The sequence below is a fragment of the Planctopirus limnophila DSM 3776 genome (genome assembly GCF_000092105.1).
Taxonomy (GTDB): Bacteria; Planctomycetota; Planctomycetia; order Planctomycetales; family Planctomycetaceae; genus Planctopirus; species Planctopirus limnophila.
The window spans coordinates 788,378-809,884 of the sequence record NC_014148.1; the positions used below are offsets into that span (position 1 = coordinate 788,378).

At 53.5% G+C, this 21,507-nt stretch carries 16 protein-coding genes; 7 read left to right on the forward strand and 9 right to left on the reverse strand.

Annotation, left to right across the window (positions count from 1 at the left end):
• The first annotated feature begins 123 nt into the window (after positions 1 to 123).
• Positions 124 to 1,029: a DMT family transporter gene (locus PLIM_RS03255; protein WP_013108887.1), complete on the forward strand. Its 906-nt coding sequence runs from the start codon at positions 124 to 126 to the stop codon at positions 1,027 to 1,029.
• 450 nt (positions 1,030 to 1,479) lie between these two features.
• Here PLIM_RS03255 and ispG read toward each other — a convergent pair whose 3' ends face one another.
• The 6 genes from ispG to PLIM_RS03285 form a co-directional block, all read right to left on the reverse strand.
• On the reverse strand, positions 1,480 to 2,637 hold the full coding sequence (gene ispG, locus PLIM_RS03260; protein ID WP_013108888.1) for a (E)-4-hydroxy-3-methylbut-2-enyl-diphosphate synthase: 1,158 nt from the start codon (positions 2,635 to 2,637) through the stop codon (positions 1,480 to 1,482).
• A 104-nt stretch (positions 2,638 to 2,741) separates the two neighbouring features.
• Positions 2,742 to 3,890: a trans-sulfuration enzyme family protein gene (locus PLIM_RS03265; protein WP_013108889.1), complete on the reverse strand. Its 1,149-nt coding sequence runs from the start codon at positions 3,888 to 3,890 to the stop codon at positions 2,742 to 2,744.
• 256 nt (positions 3,891 to 4,146) lie between these two features.
• On the reverse strand, positions 4,147 to 4,758 hold the full coding sequence (gene dcd, locus PLIM_RS03270; protein ID WP_013108890.1) for a dCTP deaminase: 612 nt from the start codon (positions 4,756 to 4,758) through the stop codon (positions 4,147 to 4,149).
• 139 nt (positions 4,759 to 4,897) lie between these two features.
• The gene (gene nth, locus PLIM_RS03275) at positions 4,898 to 5,758 is read right to left on the reverse strand and encodes an endonuclease III (RefSeq protein ID WP_013108891.1); all 861 of its coding nucleotides are present in this window, start codon (positions 5,756 to 5,758) and stop codon (positions 4,898 to 4,900) included.
• Between the two features lie 80 nt (positions 5,759 to 5,838).
• Positions 5,839 to 7,149, reverse strand: a complete 1,311-nt coding sequence (locus PLIM_RS03280; protein ID WP_013108892.1) for a DUF58 domain-containing protein — start codon at positions 7,147 to 7,149, stop codon at positions 5,839 to 5,841.
• Positions 7,146 to 8,105: an AAA family ATPase gene (locus PLIM_RS03285; protein WP_013108893.1), complete on the reverse strand. Its 960-nt coding sequence runs from the start codon at positions 8,103 to 8,105 to the stop codon at positions 7,146 to 7,148. The genes PLIM_RS03280 and PLIM_RS03285 overlap by 4 nt, the downstream gene beginning before the upstream one ends.
• Positions 8,106 to 8,501: 396 nt before the next feature.
• On the opposite strand from PLIM_RS03285, the gene PLIM_RS03290 reads away from it, so the two are divergent.
• The 4 genes from PLIM_RS03290 to PLIM_RS03305 all read left to right on the forward strand — a co-directional run bounded on the left by PLIM_RS03290 (position 8,502) and on the right by PLIM_RS03305 (position 13,312).
• Positions 8,502 to 8,861, forward strand: coding sequence for a hypothetical protein (locus PLIM_RS03290; RefSeq protein ID WP_013108894.1), 360 nt, complete (start codon positions 8,502 to 8,504; stop codon positions 8,859 to 8,861).
• Between the two features lie 197 nt (positions 8,862 to 9,058).
• Positions 9,059 to 10,873, forward strand: coding sequence for a lipopolysaccharide kinase InaA family protein (locus tag PLIM_RS03295; protein WP_196349521.1), 1,815 nt, complete (start codon positions 9,059 to 9,061; stop codon positions 10,871 to 10,873).
• Positions 10,870 to 11,847, forward strand: coding sequence for a DUF1570 domain-containing protein (locus PLIM_RS03300; RefSeq protein WP_013108896.1), 978 nt, complete (start codon positions 10,870 to 10,872; stop codon positions 11,845 to 11,847). The genes PLIM_RS03295 and PLIM_RS03300 overlap by 4 nt, the downstream gene beginning before the upstream one ends.
• A 283-nt stretch (positions 11,848 to 12,130) precedes the next feature.
• Complete coding sequence (locus PLIM_RS03305; RefSeq protein WP_013108897.1) at positions 12,131 to 13,312, forward strand: hypothetical protein; 1,182 nt, start codon at positions 12,131 to 12,133, stop codon at positions 13,310 to 13,312.
• Positions 13,313 to 13,614: 302 nt separating this feature from the next.
• Here PLIM_RS03305 and PLIM_RS03310 read toward each other — a convergent pair whose 3' ends face one another.
• From PLIM_RS03310 to PLIM_RS03320, 3 genes are all read right to left on the reverse strand, one after another.
• The gene (locus PLIM_RS03310) at positions 13,615 to 14,274 is read right to left on the reverse strand and encodes a leucine-rich repeat domain-containing protein (protein ID WP_013108898.1); all 660 of its coding nucleotides are present in this window, start codon (positions 14,272 to 14,274) and stop codon (positions 13,615 to 13,617) included.
• 241 nt (positions 14,275 to 14,515) lie between these two features.
• Positions 14,516 to 15,769 (reverse strand): 2-oxoglutarate dehydrogenase complex dihydrolipoyllysine-residue succinyltransferase, encoded by a 1,254-nt coding sequence (gene odhB, locus PLIM_RS03315; protein ID WP_013108899.1) that lies wholly within the window; start codon positions 15,767 to 15,769, stop codon positions 14,516 to 14,518.
• 201 nt (positions 15,770 to 15,970) lie between these two features.
• Positions 15,971 to 18,757 carry a 2-oxoglutarate dehydrogenase E1 component gene (locus PLIM_RS03320; protein WP_013108900.1) on the reverse strand — a complete coding sequence of 929 codons (2,787 nt, stop codon included), beginning with the start codon at positions 18,755 to 18,757 and terminating at the stop codon, positions 15,971 to 15,973.
• Positions 18,758 to 19,628: 871 nt separating this feature from the next.
• Between PLIM_RS03320 and PLIM_RS03330 the strand changes: the two genes are divergently transcribed.
• On the forward strand, positions 19,629 to 20,714 hold the full coding sequence (locus PLIM_RS03330; RefSeq protein ID WP_230849385.1) for a ComEC/Rec2 family competence protein: 1,086 nt from the start codon (positions 19,629 to 19,631) through the stop codon (positions 20,712 to 20,714).
• Positions 20,715 to 21,035: 321 nt separating this feature from the next.
• Positions 21,036 to 21,452 carry a PilZ domain-containing protein gene (locus PLIM_RS03335; RefSeq protein WP_013108902.1) on the forward strand — a complete coding sequence of 139 codons (417 nt, stop codon included), beginning with the start codon at positions 21,036 to 21,038 and terminating at the stop codon, positions 21,450 to 21,452.
• Positions 21,453 to 21,507 lie beyond the last annotated feature (55 nt).

Sequence of the window (21,507 nt, forward strand, 5' to 3'; positions counted from 1 at the left end):
AGTGCTGAGTGATCCACTGGAAAAATACTTCGCCCAAACAACGGATTCTCAGGTTTCCTCCCCACCATTGATGCTTTTTTGCTACAAGTCCCAAGGCGTAGCCAGATTCAGGAGTTTCCCGCGTTGACGCGATCTCAACCACTGACTGCCACTACCTTTTCGCTGACAATGCTGACAGTTTTTCTGTGGGCGGGAAATCCAGTAGCGACCAGTTTTTCGACAGATGTGCTCCCTCCTGTCGCAGTTTCGGGCATTCGTTTTTTATTGGCCACGATCTTTATGCTGGGATGGTGCGCACTCGAAAGAGCTCCACTGGCACTCAAAAGCGGACAGTTTCGACCGGTGCTCATCGCAGGAACATTACTGGCCCTGCAGATCTGGACGTTTACTCTCGGCGTCGCCTGGTCGAGTTCGAGCCACTCATCGCTGCTGATTAACAGCTACGTTTTTTTTGTGGTGGTCTGCGATCATTTTGTCACTCGCCAGTATCGCCTGGGCTACTATGCCTGGGGCGGCTTCTGGCTCGCGATGGCAGGAGTCACGGGGTTAATCCTTTCAATCGAAACCAGCGAACCAAAACAAAAGGATCTGCCGACACTGGCTGGTGATCTGGTGACGCTCTTCAGTGCCTTCCTGTTTGCGGCAAAATTGCTCTACTCGAAACAGGCACTCAAAGTGATTGGTTCGACGCAACTGATCTTCTGGCACGATGTGGTCGCCGTTGTGCTGTTTGCCCTGCTCAGTTTCAGCACAGAGCATGTCGAATGGCACAAAATCTCGACTTCTGGCTGGTTGGCTCTGGTCTACCAGGGTTTTTTGGTGGGAGGGCTCTGCTTTGGTTTACAGACATGGCTGCTCAAATGGCACTCTGCATCGCAGATTGCGATCTTCAGCTTTCTTACCCCGCTCATGGGGATTGCACTCGCCTCAATGCTGAGAGGTGATCAACTGACCCCAGCGATGGGAATCGCCGGTGCCTGTATTGCGATAGGGATCGTGTTCGTTCAACTGGATCAGAAATCAAGTTGAAGTTTCTTCGCCCGTGGCCGTCAATTCAACGCAAAGAGCTTTTGGTCGTGATCACACGGTCGCAAATATTCTGGAAATGAATCCAATCTAATACGTTTTCCAGGCAGGACCATCGCATCAACGGTCTGGAAAACATGTTTGCCCAGAGCGGCTGTCTATTACAGACAACTTTGCATGCCTATTGATCTGCGGTGCGCCAGTAGAATGTGTGGCTGGGGTCAAACGTCTTCGTTTGCCCCCAGTTCTTTGGACTTTGATCGTCCCTAGCGAACTGTCTCAACTGTCATGAAGCATGTCTTCAGATGCATTTGTGCTGGTGAAGCCAATTGACCAGGGGGCCAATGAGGCATTCGACCCCTGCCACCCGTCGCGCGATGTTGGTCGCGAAAACATGCTTGCCCAGAGCTGCAAGCATGGCACATCGAGTGCTCTTATTTCATGGAAAACGTATTAGGACGACGTTAAGGCTTGTCCACTCTTTTCGGCGATGACCAGATCGAGTTCCTGTTTTAGCCTGGGCAGAATCTCATCGTACTTGAAGTGGCCCAACTCAACAGGGCCCTTCTTGAGATTCACATGATTTGGTCCGCACCACAGGCCCAGATCTGCATCGTCGGTTTCACCCGGCCCGTTGACTCGGCAACCCATCACAGCGATCGTGATTTTGTGATCTTTGGCGTAGGCCGTCATTTCCTTGACCTGTTGAGCCAGATCAATAAACGCTTCATTCTCGACACGGGAACAGCTGGGGCAACTGATAATGTTCAACGTATCGAGGCCAAAATCGACGAATGATCGCACACGCCCTGCCGCAATGTCGGCCAGAATTTTGCGGCCGGCTTCGATCTCTTCGTGCTTGCGATTGTTCGGCACTGTCAGTGAAACGCGAATCGTGTCGCCGATCCCCTGGCTGATTAACTGCTCGAAGGCAATACGCGTCTTGATAATCCCATCTGGTGGCAGACCGGCCTCCGTTACTCCCAGATGGAGAGGAATATCGGGCCGCTGTAAGGCAAATCGTTTGTTGACTTCGATGACATTCTTCGGATCGGAATCTTTGATTGAAACGACGTACCGCGTGAAACCAATTGAATCCAAGTACTCGCAGTGTTCGAAAGCACTGGCCAGCAGTGGCCCGTTTTCGTCCCCGCCGTAATCATCAACCTTTTTGGCGGGATCGACTGAGCCACAATTGACACCCACTCGCAGGGCGCAGTCGTGATCTTTCGCCACCTGGGCAATGTAAGCGACCTTTTCCTGCCAGGGTTTGGATCGCTCATGATGGTAGAGGTGCCCCGGGTTGTAGCGGATCTTATCAACATAAGGAGCCACCTGTTCGGCCAGTCGATAATTCTCCTGCAGATCGACCGAAAGATTTGCTTTGACCTGACTGCGAATCTCCTTGAGAGCAGCCGCATCTTTCGGGCTGTCGACCGCGATCCGAATGACATCCGCCCCCGCTTTTTCCAGGTCGAGCACCTGCGCCACAGTCGCGTCGATATCCTGTGTGTGAGTTGCCGTCATGCTCTGGACGGCAATCGGGTGGCCACCACCAATCGTACAACTGCCCACTCGGACGGCACGTGTCGGATTACGACGCAATTCCATGGCCTGTTCCTGCTGATCGACAACTTATGTGAACCACAGCAAATACTTTGAATCTGGCAACGCGCCCAGTTGACCGCAGTACCAGTCATCCCTTTAACGGTTGATTACTGACTGACTGCTGAAAGACCAGCAGCCAGATCGGTGATGAGATCATCGGGATGCTCAATACCAACCGAAAGACGCAATGTGTTCTCGGTGATGCCAGCCGTCCGTCGGTCTTCTTTGGACATCGACGAGTGAGTCATTGTATCCGGGTAATCGATCAGTGATTCAACGCCACCTAACGATTCTGCCAGTTGGAAGATCTTCAGCTTGGAGAGGAACTTCTCGACGGCAGAGCGCCCGCCGTTGAGTTCAAAGCTGACCATTGCCCCAAAACCAAACTGCTGCCTCTTGGCCAGGTCATGACCGGGATGCGTTGGTAAACCGGGATAGTAGACCTTCTCGACACCGGGATGCTCATTCAGAAAGCGAGCCACGGCATCCGCACCACGCTGATGAGCTTCCATCCGCGGGCCCAGTGTCTTCACCCCGCGTAAAACCAGCCAGGCATCAAATGGTGAACAAGCCAGGCCCATGGCATTCACGATATAACTGATTCGTTCGGCATGCTGCTGATGCTTGCAGATGACGGCACCACCGACAACATCACTATGGCCATTGAGGTACTTCGTGGTCGAATGCATGACGACATCGACACCATGATCGAGAGGGCGCTGGAAGTAAGGTGACAGGAATGTGTTGTCGGCCATCGTGATCAGCTGATGCTTTTTGGCAATCGCCACAATGGCATTCAGATCGACGATATTCAGCAAGGGGTTCGAAGGTGTTTCGATCCAGATTGCTTTCGTATTGCTCTTGATGGCCGCTTCGACCTGAGCCGGTTGCCCCATATCGACAAACGAAAAATCGATTCCTTGGTCTCGCAGCACTTTATCGAAGAGTCGATAAGTACCACCATAAATGTCGTGCCCGGTAATCACATGATCGCCTGGCGCCACCAATTGCAGGGCGGCCACAATCGCTGACATCCCTGTGCAGGTTGCCCGGCAATCGACGCCTCCTTCAAGAGCCGCCAGATTTTCTTCGAGAGCTTTCCGAGTTGGATTGCCGCTGCGGGTGTAGTCAAAACCTCGATGAGAATCGAGATTGTCCCAGCGGAAGGTCGATGTGGGATAGATCGGTGTCGTGGCACTCAAGTAGGTGGCATCTTTATCGACGCCGGTATGAACACAGCGGGTTTCAAACTTCACGTTCAGGCTTCCTCGGATCGATTGCCGAATTCTGGCAGGACTGCTCTTCTGGCTGCATCATCTCGAAAAAACTTGGGGAATCATGGGCCCCCATCGTTCCGAAAACTGCTGCCAGAACACCTTCTTTCAGGATTCTACCGAGACTTCCGCAGAATGGCACTCAAACCACGACCAAACCGAACTCGTTGAATCGCTGAACGACCATCATGAGCGACTTTTTTCGACCCAGCACCACGTTCAATGATTGGCTGATGGATCATTTTCGATCGGTGGGAGTCGAACAATCCGCATCTTCACGGGTCGAGCATTCCTGACCAAAGGCCAGCCTGAGCTGCTGATCAGGCTCGGGTTCCCGAAACTCCTTAAACAACAGGCTTGGCTGGATGTCGTGATTTCTCTGATACTTATCGCTGGCGTACTCCGTGATGTCTCCCTCCAGTTGATGGTAGAAAATCTGGCAGATCGGGACGCCGGCATAAATGCGAATGGGATGGATCGCGAACATTTCAAGCGTCCAGTAACCGCAGAATCCCACATCGCCAAAGCCTGCCGTCACATGGACAAATAATCCCAGTCGTCCGACCGAAGACCGGCCTTCGAGCATGGGCACGAAGTTATGCGTCTCCGTGTATTCGATGGTCCGCCCCAGGTAGAGTTGTCCCGGTTGAAGCACGAGTCCTTCGGGAGGAATGACATGCCGGCGGTAGCGATTGGGCCGCTGCATATCGAGGACGATTTCCTCGTAGACCAGTAACTCATCATGCAATCTCAAATTGTAGCTGTTCGGGTTGAGCAGACGCTCTTCGAACGGATTGATGACGAGATTACGACCCAGTTGCGAACGAATTTCATTCCCGGTGAGAATCATCGGTCGCCTGTTCCCTGTTGTCCTGGTTGGCACGAAGAGACCTCTCGAAGGGCATCTCTGGGCCTTCCGGGAGGATTCCTCTCTGAGAGTTGGTCATGGCGAGATTAGTTAGCCAGCAGCCCGCGTGCAACAGGCGAGGTCAGTGCCCGTTACGATTCTGGGTTTTTGCGATATTTTTCTTGCTCTTTGCAACCAAAGGTGTGGTGGTCGTGGTCGCCTTGTGAGTGCCTTTCAAAGGTGTGCCTTTGGTCATTGTCTTCTTGCCTCGGGATGGCTTCTTTGAGGGACGAGTTTCCTGAGGTTCTGCAGGATCGTCGAGCACAGAAGTCGGCATTTCCAGCTCAGGCAAACCCACACGACGACAGTCTGCCAGTAAAGGGCAACGTGTGCATTGCGGCCGCCTGGCGATGCAGATCTGTCGACCATGATGAATCAGGCGGTGGGAGAGCATGATCCACTCGTGCTGTGGAACAATGGCCATCAGTTCGCGTTCAATCGTTTCGGCATTATTGCCTTTGGCTAGCCCTAACAAACGACTGATGCGCTGCACATGAGTATCGACGACCACACCACTTGGTACGCCGTGAAATGTCCCGAGGAGAACATTGGCGGTTTTTCTTCCCACTCCCGGCAGCGCGACCAGCTCTTCCAGTGCTTGAGGAATCTCTCCCTGATGCTTTTCCACGACGGCCTGGGCCATACCAATCAGATTGGCCGCTTTATTGCGGAAGAAACCGGTTGATTTCACAAGCGCTTCGACATCTTCCTGCCGGGCTTTGGCCAGATGAACGGGCGTTGGATACGCCTTAAACAGCCCAGGCGTGACCATATTCACTCGCTCATCAGTACACTGCGCACTGAGAATTGTGGCTGCCAGCAGTTCATACGGCGAGGTATGTTCGAGAGCACATTCAACATCCGGGTAAGTCCGCTCCAGCTGAGCCAGAATCCGCCCGGTTCTGTCGATGAAAGCTTGCTTCGATTCCCGACCTTTGGCCATATCCCATCCCCTTCCAAGCCAGTTGATTTTCTGATCTGCTCTGTTTTCGAATTCTAGGATCGATGGGAAGAATCCACGCCTTAAATCAAAGATCTGGCTTTGACTTCCAGATAGCGGGAAATGAGCTGGCTGGTCAATGTCTCAGGTGTCGCCTCGATGGCAAACAAGCCCATCGCAGTCAGGTCGCGCAGTGTTATGCGGTGTCCCTGTAGAAGATCGGCGGCGGCGGCAATTTCAAAGGCCTGCTGATCTGTTTGCGGCACACTTTCAGCCTGTTTCACCAGACTCTCAGGCGAAAGAAAAGCGCAGATCACCAGATGAGGTGAACGCAAACGGCGAAACTGCCGGGCCATCTGCTCCAGATGGACATCATCGAGGGCATAGGTCAGCACCACAACCAAGGCCCGCTTGCGATACCGACGGCGCAATTCATCGACCATGAGCTGATAATCTGTCGATGTGTATTCAGGCTCAATATCGTAGATGTTACGAATGAGCGTATCGATACTTCGCAGCCCACGCACGGGCGGGATCGATGCCTGGACTTTGGATGAACAGGCCAGCAACCCGACATGATCCCCCTGCCTGAGAGCTGTGTAGGCCAGCAGCAAGGCGGAGTTCAGAGCACGATCAAAATGCGTGGCGACTCCTTCGGCATGACACATTGATCGTCCACTGTCGAGGACTAACACGATCGTCTGATTTTTCTCGATCGTATATTCGCGGGCAATCAACGACTCCTGCCGCGCCGATGCTTTCCAGTCAATCGAACGAAATTCGTCTTCGCGGCGATATTCCCGAAGCCGGTCAAAGGCCGAGCCTTTGCCATGCAACCGGGTCATGCGGACTCCACTTTCGGCCAGGCGGTTCTGCCGGGCGAGCAATTCGACTCCCCGAATGGCCTGCACATCCGGATAAACCTTGGTGGTCATCGGTAAAGGGATCAACCAGTGCAATTGCCAGAATCCCCAGGGGGATCGTGCCCGCCAGTGAATCGATTGAAAGGTGACATTTCCACGCCGGGCAGGTGTGAAGTGATAGACCAGCTTCAGCCAACGACCAGGTGCCAGAGGCACAACAGCCGGTACGCCATCAAACGTTCCCGGATGAGGAGGTTCATCATGCAACTCGGCCTGCCAGCTGGATCTTCCTTTCCAGCGATACTCAATTGTGATCGGGTTACGGGCTCCGACGCTGAGTACGCGCCCTACTTTTCGATCGATGTCCATCTGGGAAAGTGCCGGGCTGCGAAGCCAATCGATGATTGCCAGCAAAATGACAAAAACTGTGGCGCCAGTTCCCAGAGTTGCCCAGGAAGAACTAAAGCACGCCGGGATGTACAGCATCCCGGCTGCGAGAATACTCAATAGCAATTGAAGCCGGGGTGTCATGCCTTCGGTGCCTCGGTGGTTTCGAGAAGATCACCCAAGACGACTTCAATTGTGGAGCCTTCAATTTCCGCTTCGGGTTCCAGGCGAATGCGATGTCTGAGAATCCAGGGCACGAGCTGTTTAATATCATCGGGCACAACGAAAGTTCTTCCCAGGCAGGCCGCTAAGGCCCGGGAAGCGACCAACAACCCGACACTGGAACGCGGGCTGGCACCAATCTCGATGGCGGGATGTTGGCGTGTGGCTGTGACGATCCGAACGATGTAATCAATGATTGAAGGCTCGACGACAATATCCCGCACGGAGGCTTGCAGACGGAGAATACTCTCATCGTCGAGGACACTTTGGACATCCGACGTATGGATACGCCGAGGGTCACGTCCTTCGTTGTAGGCATTGAGAATGCCGGCTTCCTGCGCGAATGTGGGGTAGGTCACCAGCATTTTAAAGAGAAAACGATCCAACTGAGCTTCGGGAAGAGGGTAGGTCCCTTCCTGTTCAATGGGGTTTTGAGTTGCCAGCGTGATAAACGGCCTTGGTAAAGGCATCGTCTGACCATCGACAGTGACCTGACATTCCTGCATGGCTTCGAGCAACGACGCCTGTGTCTTCGCGGGAGCCCGATTGATTTCATCGGCCAGGAGCAGATTGGCGAAGACCGGCCCTTCGCTGAAGTGAAACCGCCTTTCTTGCAAGTTGTAGACCGAATGCCCAGTCACATCTGATGGCATCAGATCGGGAGTGAACTGAATTCTCGAATACCTACATTTTAAAACCCGGCTGATTGTCGTCGCGAGGAGCGTCTTTCCCAGACCGGGCGGCCCTTCAATCAACACGTGACCTTCCGCCAGCAGCGCCACAAAGACCGCTTCGATCAGTTCCTCCTGACCCACCACCACTTTGCCCACTTCACGGCGTACGGCACGATAAGCCTCTTCGACCTCTGCTACCGACATGGAACCTCTCTTCTAAAACTTTGGCCACTGGTTTTGTGAGATCATACGCTAGAGGCCAGGGTGGTAACACTTAGAAAAATTCTGTTGGAAGCATCGCTCGTCTCGAAGAGACCAATCCCTATATCCCGTCATCACTGATATTGATCCTTTCTGGCAATCGTCGAAGTGCGAATCGTCGATCCTGAACCGGCGACGCAACTTTCACTCGAAACGCTGTGCCTTCCGACGGAAACAATTCAGCCAGATCTCCCATCCTGCCTATTTGCTGTTAAAGCCATCTTGAGATGAATGCAGATCTCTGTAACACTCCGATGCAAGCACTCGGGGTGGCCAACTTCTTTAAAGACTTGGTTGACCTCTGGATCAATGGAGTGATTGAACAGTGCAGGGGGCATCATGTTACGTGGTCTGATTCTGATCCTCTTTGGCGGCACATTAGGTGCATCTACCATGTGGGGTGCGTTTAACTTTCATCTGGTCTGGACGGAAGATCGCCTGCTGATTGTGCAGCGAAGTGCTCCCAGCCTGAAAGATACTGTTGCCGATGTGCGTGCCTGGGGCCGGAGTGAATGGCTCAAACATCCGCATCTGACCCGTTCGATGATGGGGGCAGGACATAAGAAAGTTATTGAAAAATCACTGCGAAACGAAGCGGGTGATTTTGTGGATCATGCTTTCTCGAATGTCTCCCAGGGAATGACCGGGAAACCCGTCAATTCGAGTGCCAACATGCTCTCGGCAACCCCCGGGCTCTAGTTGGAAGTTCCCTGCTGCTGGTCAGGCCTGTTCTCTCCACCACAGATTCTGCTCACGACCGGAAATGGTCCCGATCCGATTGATCAAACGATTTTCTGGCGATGGCGGAGTCTTTCTTCGTGACTGTCACACTGATGCAGAATTCAGCCTCTGAACCATTCGAAAAGCTGCAGTTGCCAACCAACTCTGGGGTGCCCATGAAATGGTCGGCAACATCTCAACTGATCAGTCAGCTCAAAGAGGGGACGTTGCCACTCCGCGAGTGGATCTTGAATGGCACTGCGAAAATTGCCAAAAGCGGGCCGCATCGAGTTGTCTATCGAGTGAATTTGAACGACCGTGCGGTGTACATCAAGCAGTACCTGACGAATGATCGCAAGTCAAAACTGCGGACCTGGCTTTCGGGAACTAAAGCGGCGCGAGAGCTTTCTGTCCTCCGGGCGATGCAGGCGGCCAATCTCCCGGTTCCCTTACCACTGGGGATCGGTGAGCCAGTGACATCTCGATCCCGACCAGTCGATACACCAGCAGAAACCTCGACAACATCTGAGCTGAATTTATCGTTTCTTGATGATCCGCAGAGCAGTTTTCTGGTCTTGGAAGCGATTGAGCCCACCATGTCGCTGGCCAATCTGATGCTGCGCTTCAGCGATGTCATGCAGTTCGACAAACTCGGCATTCGAGGTCGGCAGCATCTGTGTGTGACAGTGGCTCGCATGGTCGCGCGGCTTCACAAGAATAGGTTTGTGCATCGCGATCTGCAGGCAGAAAATCTGCTGATTGCTCCCGTTCAAAGTCATGGCCCGATGCGGATGTGGTGGGTCGATTTGAGTGATATCCGCCAGAAGTGGCTGAAGGTTTCTCCCCAGCAGATTATGCTCAATCTGGCGATGCTGAGGCATTCTCTGCATCGCCATCTTTCCAGTACCGACCAGCTGCGATTTCTCGCGGCTTATCTGACGGAACTGTCGAATCCTCAAGCAGCTGGCGCTGGAGAGATTTCCGAAGCTGAGCCCTCTGATCCTGCGGCTGTCGGTGATTCTGTCGATTTTCTGATTGCCCCAAAGCGTAAAAAGCTGAATGAGTTATCGCTGCCCCATAGCCTGCAGATTTCGAAGCCAAAGCTCAAAAACTGGATTGTGCAACTGAAGCAGGTGACGCAAAGCTATTCTATCCAGGCGTGGAAGAAGGCGGATCGCAAGTGGCGACGCGGAAACCGCCGCCTGCATATCGCTCAAGTGGGTGCACGCTCCGGCCGCTGTGTCGCGGGTATGGATGCTCAGTTGCTGAGACATCTCACCAGCAAGCCGTCTCAGCTTTTTTCACCTCCTTATCTGGTGCAATCGACCGAAGGGGCGGCTTTACAAAAAACGGCGATCATTCAGCTTCCCGTTTCCGGTTCGGTGATGCAGGCCGAACTTGTGGCTCGCCCTCTGGTTCGAGATGCTCATGATTCCTGGGCACGTCGATCGTGGGAAAACGCCTATGCTCTGATGAGGCGGGGGTTCTCGACACCGGGGCCACTGCTTTATGTGGAGACTGAGACGGAGCAATATCTCGCCCGGGCTTATCACAATAAACAAAAGACAATCGCGGACTGGATCAGTGATCAGGGGCGGCTCTCGTTCCTGCCACAATCTGATGAAGTTCAGGTGGCCCATCGAGTTCTGGATACACTCGCCCGGTTGTTTCTATATGGTTTTAAGCCGGAAATCACCGATCTGGAGCAGTTTTTCGTCATCAAGCTGAATGGCCGCGTGTTGATTGCTCTGGCTGATCCTTCGCGGTTTGAGCAGCGAGAATCGGTGTCTTTCAAGCAGATCGCCGCCTCGCTGCGTGAACTGCACGACGCGACCATCGTGATGACCAATCTGCGGACATCCACCTGTGCCCGCTGGCTTAAGCGGGTGGCGTGTAAGCTTCCTCCACTCACGTGGCGCATGCTTATGAGTGAAATCGTTAAGCAACGTCGCGACCGAATCGAAAATTATCGAAAGTGGCATGCCGCATGATGTGGGAGTGCAGGGCGCTGCAGATCCTGAAGATGGTGATCCTCACTTCACTGGTGAGTCGAGAGCCGTTGCGCGAGTGTGCTGCTCATCTTCGCCGATTGGCCGGCAGAGTCCCCACGCGACTATTCGTCGGCTACCTGATGCTGGTCATGGTTGCCTGTTCCGGTTGCCAGACTCAACCGAAATACACGGGCCTGCCCCGAAAGACCTCCATCAAAAACGATGGGTTGAAGGTGCTTTCCGATGTCAAGCTGGCCAAAGACCATGAACTGCTGGTTGACCTCGAAAACCTGAGAGATGAGATCGCGACTGAGTTGAATCTTCCGCCACAAAAGCAACAGGTGGTCGTTTACCTCTTTGGCTCCGAAGAGCGTTATCGCGACTACATGCGTTCTTCTTTTCCACAGTTGCCACCCCGACGCGCTTACTTTGTGGGTTCGAGTAAAGAGCTGGCGGTCTATACCTTCTGGGGCGAGCGTGTGCAGGAAGATCTCCGGCATGAATACACGCATGGGATCCTGCATGCCACGCTCAAAGATGTCCCTCTGTGGCTGGATGAGGGGCTTGCCGAATACTTTGAACTGGCTGGAAAACCCGGACAGATCAATCCCGAGTATGCCTCGCGACTTTCCGAAGCCATTGCCAGCGGCTGGGAACCGGACATGGCTCGTCTGGAAAGACTCGAAAGCGTGGGGCAGATGCAGCGGAGTGATTATCAGGAAGCGTGGGCCTGGGTTCACTTTATGATGCATGATGGCGACGACTCGCGAGCCGTCCTTCTGGGATACTTGAAGACGCTGCAAACCCGGAAAGATGCCGGGAGTCTCGTGGCCCGGCTGCAAGAAGACATCCCGTCGTTCAATGTCCGGTTTGCCAGTTATGTGGCGACCATCCGTATGCCGGGTGAAGTTCAGCAGGCCTCAGGAAAACGCCCCGTGATTCAACATGTCCTGGGCCAGCAGCCTGAAGAATAATCCCGGCATGAAAACCTGCTGATTTTCAGAGTTCAGGCGGACTTCGCTCCCGGCAATGCGTCAAGGCCCGATGCAGAATCGTGAGGTCAGGCGCAAGGCATGCTGATTGCAGTGAGTTGGCGTTGGTGAGATTGTGAATTCCACACTCTCCAAGGCGCGAGCAGTTTCTCGATGGAAAGTTTCAGGCATGCCCGGTCGCAGATGTTTCGATGTCTTTTTTCTGAGCACTCAAGTTCAGTTTTTCAGCAGGCCGTGTGGTGTTCATCTGCTTCGGAAAATCGGGATGGTGTTCTGTGCGATAGCGATCTGCGGAGTTTTGCTGACTGATCTGCCAGCGAAAGAAGCTGAAAGAACTCTTTCTCGACTGACCGATGCTGAACAGAAGCTCCTCGATCAAAGCCCTTTCTTCTGCGAAGTCAAGCAACACTTTGGCAAGTGGGATTTGAACCAGAATCAGGAACTCTCCACCGAAGAAATCGAGTTGGCGCTGCACAATTCGAACGTCCGGAGTGCACAAGCTGCAGCGGTCACGTCCCTGCGGAGAGCTGTTCGCGGCGACAAGGAACTGGCGCCCCTTTCACTCGACAAGATCGCCAGAGGTGTCGTTACGAAGCCCACTGCTCAACCAGCTCCTCCCAAGTATCAGTCGATGTTTGAAACGGCCCTCAAGAAGATCGAAACCACAAAACGCGATCTCTTTGCTGATGGCCCACCCCAACTCGAATCGATCAGCCAGGGACGTCTGGGAGACTGCTTCCTGCTCGTCAGCATGGGAACCTGTGCTTATTGCGATCCTGATCGCCTGATGAAGATGATGCAGCAACAACCCGATGGAAAAATCCTCGTCACGTTGGGCAATGGCCGTCAATTGACCATTGAAGCACCCACTGATGGAGAAGTGGCCATTGGTGCGACATCTCGGAACACAGGTTGCTGGACAAACACTTATGAGAAGGCTGTCGGTACCGTCATGCTGGAACGCGCCAGCAAGAAAGGCACCCGACACGTCACTCCACTCAGTCTGATTGGTGTCGGTGGCACACCGAGTGTTCCTCTTGAAATTCTCACTGGCCACAAAGTGCGCAAGCACAGTTGCCAGCCCTATCGAGAAGCTAAAGATGAGTCAGGCCGCAGTACTGCGGACCTTTCTGCTCTGCGTGAAGATTTGAAACGGGCTTTTGCCGAAAAGCGACTGGTGGTGGGTGGTTGTGGCCCCAAAGGTTCGCAAACACTCGTTAAAGGGATTTACTACAACCATTCGTATGGTGTCCTCGAATATGACGAAGTGACGGACACGGTTCTTTTCTGGAATCCCTTTGGTCACAAATACACCCCCAAAGGTCCCGATGGACTTGAGAACGGCTACACCACGACGAATGGAAAGTTCCGTGTCCCATTGAATGAAGCTGTCATGTGGTTCGGCTCCTTCAGCATTGAGACGACCGAAGCAGCACCCGAGATGTGATTGTTCAACAGGTTCACGACTGGGTGGCTGGGGTCAAACGTCCTCGTTTGCCCCCAGTTTGCTTGACGCTGTTTGTTCGTCCCAATTTTCATGGGGATGAACTGGATCGATGCATTCGTGCTGGTGAACTCGATTGACCAAGGGGCGGATGAAGACATCCGACCCTTGCCACCCTGCCGAAGCAGCACCCGAAATGTGATCGTTCAACACGATCCCGAAATCATCCTCAAAAACGATGATTGATCGAGGTACAGCTCTTAGCTGGTGATCGACTTACATCGGCCTGATCGTAAGTCAAATGGCTACTTTTTGGGTTCTTCCGGGGCCGGAGTGGTTGGTGGAGTCTTGAGATCCTTGATGATTTTCAGCTCAGGCCTGCTGACTTGAAGCTCTTGAAGATCAGCATCGGAGACTTCTGTCTGCCACAAATAGAGCCTTTGTAACTTCGGAAGTTTTGCTAACCCCTTCACCCCGGCACCTGTCACCTTTGTTCCGTAGAGATTCAGATACTCGAGCTTTTCGAGCCCAGAAAGATGGGCCAGTCCGGCATCAGTGATCGCCGTCTTTTCCAGATGAAGTTTCAGCAGGTTTTTGAGCGTACCGACATGCACGAGACCGGCATCGGTAATTTTGGTTCCACGGAGATTCAGAATCGCGACTTCGGGTAAGCCTGGGAGTAATGCCAACTGCTCATCGGTGACGGGTTGATCTGAGAGGTGAAAACTGACATCCAGCCGGGCATCCGTCTGAGCGAGTGCCAGCACCTGGCCCCCCTTTGATTTCACCTGAGCGATCACCTGCTTATGAGCCTCTGTGTAGGTGACTGGCTTTACGGTTGTCGCAGGAGTTCCCTCAGCCCCAATGGAGATGAAAGGGTTGGACCAGATGAACGTGGTCAATAGACCCAGGAATCCCATACGAGCGACCACCGCAAGGCTTTGAACTTCAGGACGCATAGCCATCGTGAACTCCGCAATCATCGTCAAGGTGTCAATTCTGGAAGTCGTCAGAGAAATACGACAGTTCTTTGACTTCGTGAATTTATCAGTGGTCTGTCGGTGATTCCAGAAGTCTCTTCGTGAAGAGTTGAAATTCCGGGAATGGTCAGTGCATTAAAAAAGGAAGGCAACTCTCAAGAGCTGCCTTCCTGTCACTAATTTCTGGGCGCGGTCGTCTGACGACCGCGTTGAACTCAAGCGGAAACTAAACTTCGAGCATCAGCCGGAGTGGAGACTCGACACATTCCTTAATTCGCTTGAGGAAGCTGACGGCTTCTTTGCCATCGACAATCCGATGATCATAAGTGAGCGCGACGTACATCATGGGACGAGCCACAATTTGCCCGTTGACGACCATCGCCCGTTCCTGAATCGAGTGCATCCCGAGGACACCACTTTGTGGGGGATTGACAATCGGAGTCGAGAGCAATGAGCCGTAAACGCCACCATTGGAGATGGTGAATGTCCCGCCTTCGAGATCTTGAGGCTTCAGAGAATTCTCCATGGCTCGTTTGGCGAGTTTGTTGATCGACATTTCGATCTCGGCAAAGGAGAGCTTTTCGGCACTGCGAATGACAGGCACGACAAGCCCTTTACCGCCACCGACGGCAATACCCATATCGACATAATCGTGCATGACGATATCGCCACCCTGAATCTCGGCATTGATCGCCGGATAAGCGAGCAGAGCGTTGATGGTGGCTTTCACGAAGAACGACATGAAGCCCAGCTTGATGCCGTATTTCTCGACGAATTTGTCCTGGTATTCTTTGCGCAGAGCCATAGCTGCGGACATATCAATTTCATTGAACGTCGTCAGCAAGGCGGCATTGTGCTGAGCCTCGACCAGTCGTTGGGCAATACGTTTGCGAATGGTGGTGAGCGGCTGGCGACGCACCACTCTTTCACCGGCAGGTGCAGTGGTTGTCGTGACAATTGTGGATGGTGCGGGTGCAGGTGCTGGTTTAGGAGCAGCAGGTGCTGGAACTGGTGCAGGGGTACCGCTGTGCCGCAGGACGTCTTCCTTAAGCAGGCGACCACCGGGTCCACTGGCAGTGACATCGGCAGCAGAGAGACCTTTTTCGGCCAGTGCCCGGGCTGCGGCTGGCATCACAATCGTTTCACTGGTTGTTGCCGAAGGAGCAGGCCCGGTGCCATTGGTGGCAGGTGGGGTGCTGGCGGAAGCGGCTGGAGGAGCAGCAGGTGCGCTGACGACAGCACCGGCATCGGCCAGTCGCGCGACAACGGCCCCAACGGCGACCGTTTCGCCAGGCTGAGCCAGAATTTCCTGAAGCACACCACCATGAGTGGCCACAATGGGGAGTGTCGATTTTTCACTTTCGACCTCGACCAGTTCATCATCGGGCGAAATCGCTTCACCCACTTTTTTGAACCACTGACCAATGACGACTTCCACAATGGAGTCGCCGAAACTGGGAACCTTCACTTCGACCGGCATGACAGCCTCTTGCCTTCCCTCTTGAATATAAATCGATCCAGACTTGAATTGGGCCTAAGCCAGCTCAACTCGCATCCGTTAAGTTATTGCCCGACAAAACTGGATATCATCTATTGCGAATACGATTTCAACTCGAAACGAAAAACAGGCATGACAAGCTGATTACGTTCAGTCTCGCCATGCCTGGCTCTTCGATCGATTTTATTGGCCAAACGCTTCTGAAAGAACTCGTTCCTGCTCAATTTCATGACTCTTCTTGGAACCTGTGGCAGGGCTGGCGGATGCGGGCCGGCTGACACAGCGCAACTGATGTTGCGACAAGACGTTGAGCCCCCATTGAGCCAGAATGAATCGCCAGGCCCCCATATTCTCTGGTTCTTCCTGCACCCATGTCACCGGCGTCTGTGGTGCATAGCGGCTCAGTTGCTGCTGAAGCTCCGCTGTGGGCAAAGGATAAAGCTGTTCGACACGAATAATGGCGACTTCCGAGCGGCCAAGTTCTTGTCGACGCTGGGCGAGTTCGTGATAGATTTTGCCCGTACACATGAGAATCCGCTGGACTGCGGAATCAGGCCTCGTGGTGAGGACATCCGGGTAGATTCTCTGGAACGATCCGTTGGCCAGATCGTCGAGTGTGGCGGCGACCTGAGGCGAGCGGAGGTAATACTTGGGAGTCATCACGACAAGTGGCTTGCGCCAATGTCGCAAAACCTGCCGGCGCAGCATGTGGAACATCTGAGCGGCCGTGGTCGGGTAGCAGACCTGAATGTTGTCTTCGGCACAGGCTTCGAGGAATCGTTCGAGGCGAGCACTGGAGTGTTCGGGGCCGGCCCCTTCAAACCCATGCGGCAAGAGCATGGTCAGACCGCTGTAACGGTTCCACTTGTCTTCGGCACTGGTGATGAACTGATCGATAATCACCTGAGCCACGTTCACAAAGTCGCCAAACTGGGCTTCCCAGATCGTTAACCCATCAGGGCAGTCGAGGCTGAAGCCATAATCAAAGCCCAGCACGCCTGTTTCTGAAAGTGCGCTGTTATAGACCTGGAAACGAGCCTGTTCGACCGTCAGATGCTGCAGTGGAACGTATTTGGCGCCCGTTTCGATATCGTGAACCACGGCGTGGCGGTGAGCAAAGGTGCCTCGTTCGCAATCCTGCCCATGTAAACGCACAGGATGCTTTTCTGTCAGCAATGAAGCGTAAGCCAGGATTTCGGCAGCACCCCAGTCCACAGGCTTTTCGCCGCGGGAAATGGCTCGCCTTTGATCGAGAATGTTCTGAATTTTCGGATGGGGTTTGAAACCATCGGGCAGATGCGTCTGGATTTCCAGAAGCTGCTTGAGCCGATCGACTGGAACACCTGTCGGGACATCGTGGGCAATGTCTTCATTGCCACCACGATAGGTTTTCCAAAGCTGGTTTGGCTGTTCCCAGCGATGCTGGTAATCAGAGGCTGTCGCGACCTGATACTCGGATTCAAGCTGACTCTTGTGCTGCGAGACGAGTTCGTCCGCTTCCTGCTGAGTAACACCTCCCAGTTTCGTGAGGTGATTGGAATAAGTGACTCGCATGGGCTGGCGACGGTCAATCGCTTTATACATGCCCGGGTTGGTAAAGCGGGGTTCATCCTGTTCGTTGTGACCGCGCAAACGATAGCAATACATGTCGATGACGACATCTCGCTGGAATTCACAGCGGAAATCCATGGCGAGTTCAACCACTTGAGCGACCGCTTCGGGATCTTCACCATTTACATGGAAGATCGGGATCTGCAGCATTTTCGCGACATCGGTGGCATAGGCTGTCGAACGCCCCTGATGCGGCGGTGTGGTAAAGCCAATCTGGTTGTTGACAATCACATGCACAGTGCCCCCTGTGCGGGTGGATTCGAGCTCACTGAGGTTGAGCATTTCCTGAGTGATGCCTTCACCGGCAAAGGCTGCATCACCATGAATCAGCAGTGCCATCGATTTGCGGCGTTCGACATCTTGCCGACGATCCTGCTTGGCCCGGACGCGGCCCAGTGCCACGGTATTGACAAACTCGAGGTGGCTGGGGTTAAAGCAGAGCGAGAGGTGGACTTTCTTGCCATCCGCAGTGGTGTAATCGTTGCTGTAGCCCAGGTGATATTTGACGTCGCCTCGGCCCAGATGCAATTGTGGGTCGAGATCGGCAAATTCACGGAAGATCGCCCGGGCTGGTTTGCCCATGATGCTGGCCAGGACATTCAGGCGGCCACGATGCGCCATACCGAGAATGATTTCTTCGACGCCCTGCGAGGCGGATTTGTTAATGGCCAGTTCAAGCAGCGGAATGAGCGTTTCGCCCCCTTCCAGAGAGAAACTCTTGGCGCCCTGGAACTTTCGGAGAATGAAGTCTTCAAAGACGACCGCGTCGCTCAATCGCTTGAGGATTCGTTTTTGTTGATCAGCTGTCAGAGAAATGCGGTTCTCGCTGCTTTCCATCCGATCCTGCAGCCACTCGCGAACCTTGACGTTATCGATGTGCATGAACTGTGCACCAATCGACCGGCAATAGGTATTTCGCAGCCACTGGAGAATTTCACGGAGAGTACGAACGTTGGGGCCGCTGGAACTGACTGTCGAAAACTGGCGGTCAAGATCGCTGGGGCTGAAATCGCAGGAAGCAGGGTCGAGTTCCGGGACTGGCTCGCGCGGCTGGCCCAGCGGATCGATAATGGCCGCATAGTGACCCATAGCCCGGTAGTTGCGGATCAGGCGATCCACCCGCTCCTGTAAAATCGCAGCTTCAAGTTCCACCGGCGAGACGACATTCGAATCGCCCATGGTGGGTGGACGGAAGAACTGAGCTTCCTGATGAGGAGCCTGGCGGGCGACCTCCGCAATCTGGCGGAAATATTCACGCCAGGCAACATCCACATTCTCAGGAGATTTCACGTACTCCTGATAGAGCGATTCGACATACGAGGGACTGGAACTGGCCACGTTTTCGAGTTCGCGAACCATTTCATCTGTTGTCAGATGTGCTTGGTGAGAACCATTTGTGGTGTCAGGAGTTAGAGTCGATATCTGCCGAGTGCTGGCAGTTGGGGAAGGAGACATAAAATTGGGGCTGTTCGCAGAGGGTAGAGTCGAGTTTTCAGGAGCAACAGGACGTGCGGGGCGGGGGGTAGCCATCAGCGTGTCAGAGGGACTCATCTCAGTCACTTCAAGGGAGAACCCGGCTCGCCCGAAGTCTGGTGGAAAGCCCCGGGCGATGCTTTCCACCAAAATGATCCACCCGCCACGGGAGGATCGAGTTCTGGCGAGGTTATCTGTTAAACCGTAGCAGAATTACCAATTTTGCAACACAGGAAGTCGGGTAGAAGTTGGAAATCAAGGAAAAGTCATTTGTGATCTTGAATCAAAACCTGTTCTTCGATCCCAAATCGATTTTGCGGCAACCTGATCTTCTGCCGCTTTGTTGAGTTTAGGTTGCTGGCCTCATCGCGTATTGGCAGAACTCGGCGTCAAACGGCGTGATTTTGCACAAATAAGACTTATTCAGTAGTGATCGCTGTGAGGTGCGAAGAGGATCAATCGGATGGCGCAAAAGATGTCCGATTTGCACAAGTTCTCCGGGAAAACTTCCTTTTCTGCCAGTTGACGCCCATCGATGATGCCATTGGAAAGTTGATCGATCGGCCTGGGAAACAGCTTCTGGTGGACCGTGGAATGTGCACAGACTGAGAAAACAGGTGCAATCTTACGTCTGCACACTTATCATCCCCTCATTATATCATCAAGTGATGAATTCTGGCTCGCGCCAGGGCCGTTCGAACGTGAGCGGGAAGATCGTCAATTCTTGCGAAAGTCACTGGCTATGAATGGCTTGCGAATGGTTGAACAACGGAGTTTTCGTGTTCTGGCGACAGTGCTGGCGATGGCTGCCTTGTTGTGGCTGCCGAGGAACAGTGTTTTGGCAGATGAGAAAAATGGTGAACTCGACATTTATTTCATTGATGTCGAGGGGGGAGCTGCCACGCTGCTGGTGACACCCGCGGGGGAATCGATTCTCCTCGATTCGGGCTATCCTGATTACGGCGGCCGGGATTTAAATCGCATTGTGCGCGTGGTGAAAGAGGTCGCTGGTCGAACTCGAATCGACAAAGCGATCGTCTCTCACTGGCATCTGGATCATTACGGCAATCATGCGGCACTCGTCAGCAAAGTTCCCGTTACGGCCTTTTATGACCGGGGAATTCCGGAAGATCTTGCGGAAGACAAAGGGTTTCCCGAGAGAATCGCCTTGTACCGAGCGGCCTCACAGAACAAGTCGACAGCCCTTTCCCCCGGAGACAAACTGCTACTGAAAAATGCTAAATCAGGTCAAGGTGCCCCGCAACTCACAGCCGAGGTGATCACATCGAGTGGGAAAACCATTCCGAACGAAGGGCCGGCCAACCCGTTTGTCAGTGAGCACGTCGCGAAACCTGAGGACACTTCCGACAATGCCCGCAGTTTGAGTCTGCTCTTCAAACTGGGGGATTTCGCCTTTCTGACCTGTGGTGACCTGACGTGGAACACCGAACATCGGTTGATGTCGCCTAATAACCCGATTGGTCAGGTCGATCTCTTTATGGTGACTCACCATGGCCTTGATGTCAGTAACAATCCAGTGCTGGTCAAAGCGATTGAACCGGTCGCCACTGTCACCTGCAACGGCCCCACCAAAGGGGGCATGCTACCGGTTCTGAAGACACTTGAGACGGTCCCGACTCTCAAGGCTCAGTTTCAGTTGCATCGGAACATCAAGCTGGGAGATGACGTCCAGCCACCGCCGCACCGGATTGCTAATTCCAGCGATACTGCTGATTGCAAAGGGCATTACATCAAGGCGTCGGTCTCTCCCGATGGCAAGCAATTTCGTATTCAGGTCGAAGGCCAGCAGCCGGAAATGTTTAAGACCCTCTTGCCCAAATGAGCTCTTCCGTGTTCATGCACGCGACAATATCGGGATCGAAGATCAGTTTGGCTGGAAGCTGGCCAAGCTCCAATTTCGCTCATCATAGGTGAACGCACGACATGTTAGTCTAAAAGCTGAATGCCAAGGTTCGTTGCGCAAGGCGAAATAATAGTATACATATAGACACAAAAGTCCTATGTGACGACATCTGTGGCATCAGCTTTCAGTAAAGTCTCCGGAGATTGAAAAAACGATTTGACGCTGGCTGTTCATGTGGCAGATTTCCGATAGGTAAAGTTTTTACCTCAATCGTTTCGTTCTGCTATGAGGTTTCTGCCAATGAGTGCCTATGCTTCAACCACCACTGACCGCCAGGCTCGGACGTGGGAACGCATGATGAAGTGGCTGGAACGCATGGCTGAACGCGACCAGCAACTGTATGGCGCCGTTCGCCAGTTTGAGCGAAAAAGTTTTCATGCCAACGTGATTGTCTGTGTGTTGACTCCGGATGATCCCATTGCCGGGCCGAATCATCCTTCAGCCCGCACGGCTGTCGCCTTCAACATTTCTCAAGGTGGCGTGGGTTTGATCTCTTCGGAAGCCTTCGACAGCTCATCCCTGCAGATTGGCTTGCGACTTCCTGATGGTAATTATCGCTGGAAAGAAGGCCGCGTCGTGCGTGTCCGCGAGATTCCTGGTGAATCGTTTGTCGAATATGGCGTTTCCTTCCGGAAAACTACCGAATCTGCCAGCTAATAATGTGACTTGGTGATTATGGCCGGGTAGTGATAACGGCGACGCGTCAAGCTGC

Coding starts and splice junctions, on each gene's coding strand:
- ispG (WP_013108888.1), bottom strand. CDS start 2,637: ATGGAATTGCGTCGTAATCCGACACGTGCCGTCCGAGTGGGCAGTTGT.
- dcd (WP_013108890.1), bottom strand. CDS start 4,758: ATGATTCTCACCGGGAATGAAATTCGTTCGCAACTGGGTCGTAATCTC.
- nth (WP_013108891.1), bottom strand. CDS start 5,758: ATGGCCAAAGGTCGGGAATCGAAGCAAGCTTTCATCGACAGAACCGGG.
- PLIM_RS03280 (WP_013108892.1), bottom strand. CDS start 7,149: ATGACACCCCGGCTTCAATTGCTATTGAGTATTCTCGCAGCCGGGATG.
- PLIM_RS03285 (WP_013108893.1), bottom strand. CDS start 8,105: ATGTCGGTAGCAGAGGTCGAAGAGGCTTATCGTGCCGTACGCCGTGAA.
- PLIM_RS03290 (WP_013108894.1), top strand. CDS start 8,502: ATGTTACGTGGTCTGATTCTGATCCTCTTTGGCGGCACATTAGGTGCA.
- PLIM_RS03295 (WP_196349521.1), top strand. CDS start 9,059: ATGAAATGGTCGGCAACATCTCAACTGATCAGTCAGCTCAAAGAGGGG.
- PLIM_RS03300 (WP_013108896.1), top strand. CDS start 10,870: ATGATGTGGGAGTGCAGGGCGCTGCAGATCCTGAAGATGGTGATCCTC.
- PLIM_RS03305 (WP_013108897.1), top strand. CDS start 12,131: ATGGTGTTCTGTGCGATAGCGATCTGCGGAGTTTTGCTGACTGATCTG.
- PLIM_RS03310 (WP_013108898.1), bottom strand. CDS start 14,274: ATGGCTATGCGTCCTGAAGTTCAAAGCCTTGCGGTGGTCGCTCGTATG.
- odhB (WP_013108899.1), bottom strand. CDS start 15,769: ATGCCGGTCGAAGTGAAGGTTCCCAGTTTCGGCGACTCCATTGTGGAA.
- PLIM_RS03320 (WP_013108900.1), bottom strand. CDS start 18,757: ATGGTTCGCGAACTCGAAAACGTGGCCAGTTCCAGTCCCTCGTATGTC.
- PLIM_RS03330 (WP_230849385.1), top strand. CDS start 19,629: ATGGTTGAACAACGGAGTTTTCGTGTTCTGGCGACAGTGCTGGCGATG.
- PLIM_RS03335 (WP_013108902.1), top strand. CDS start 21,036: ATGAGTGCCTATGCTTCAACCACCACTGACCGCCAGGCTCGGACGTGG.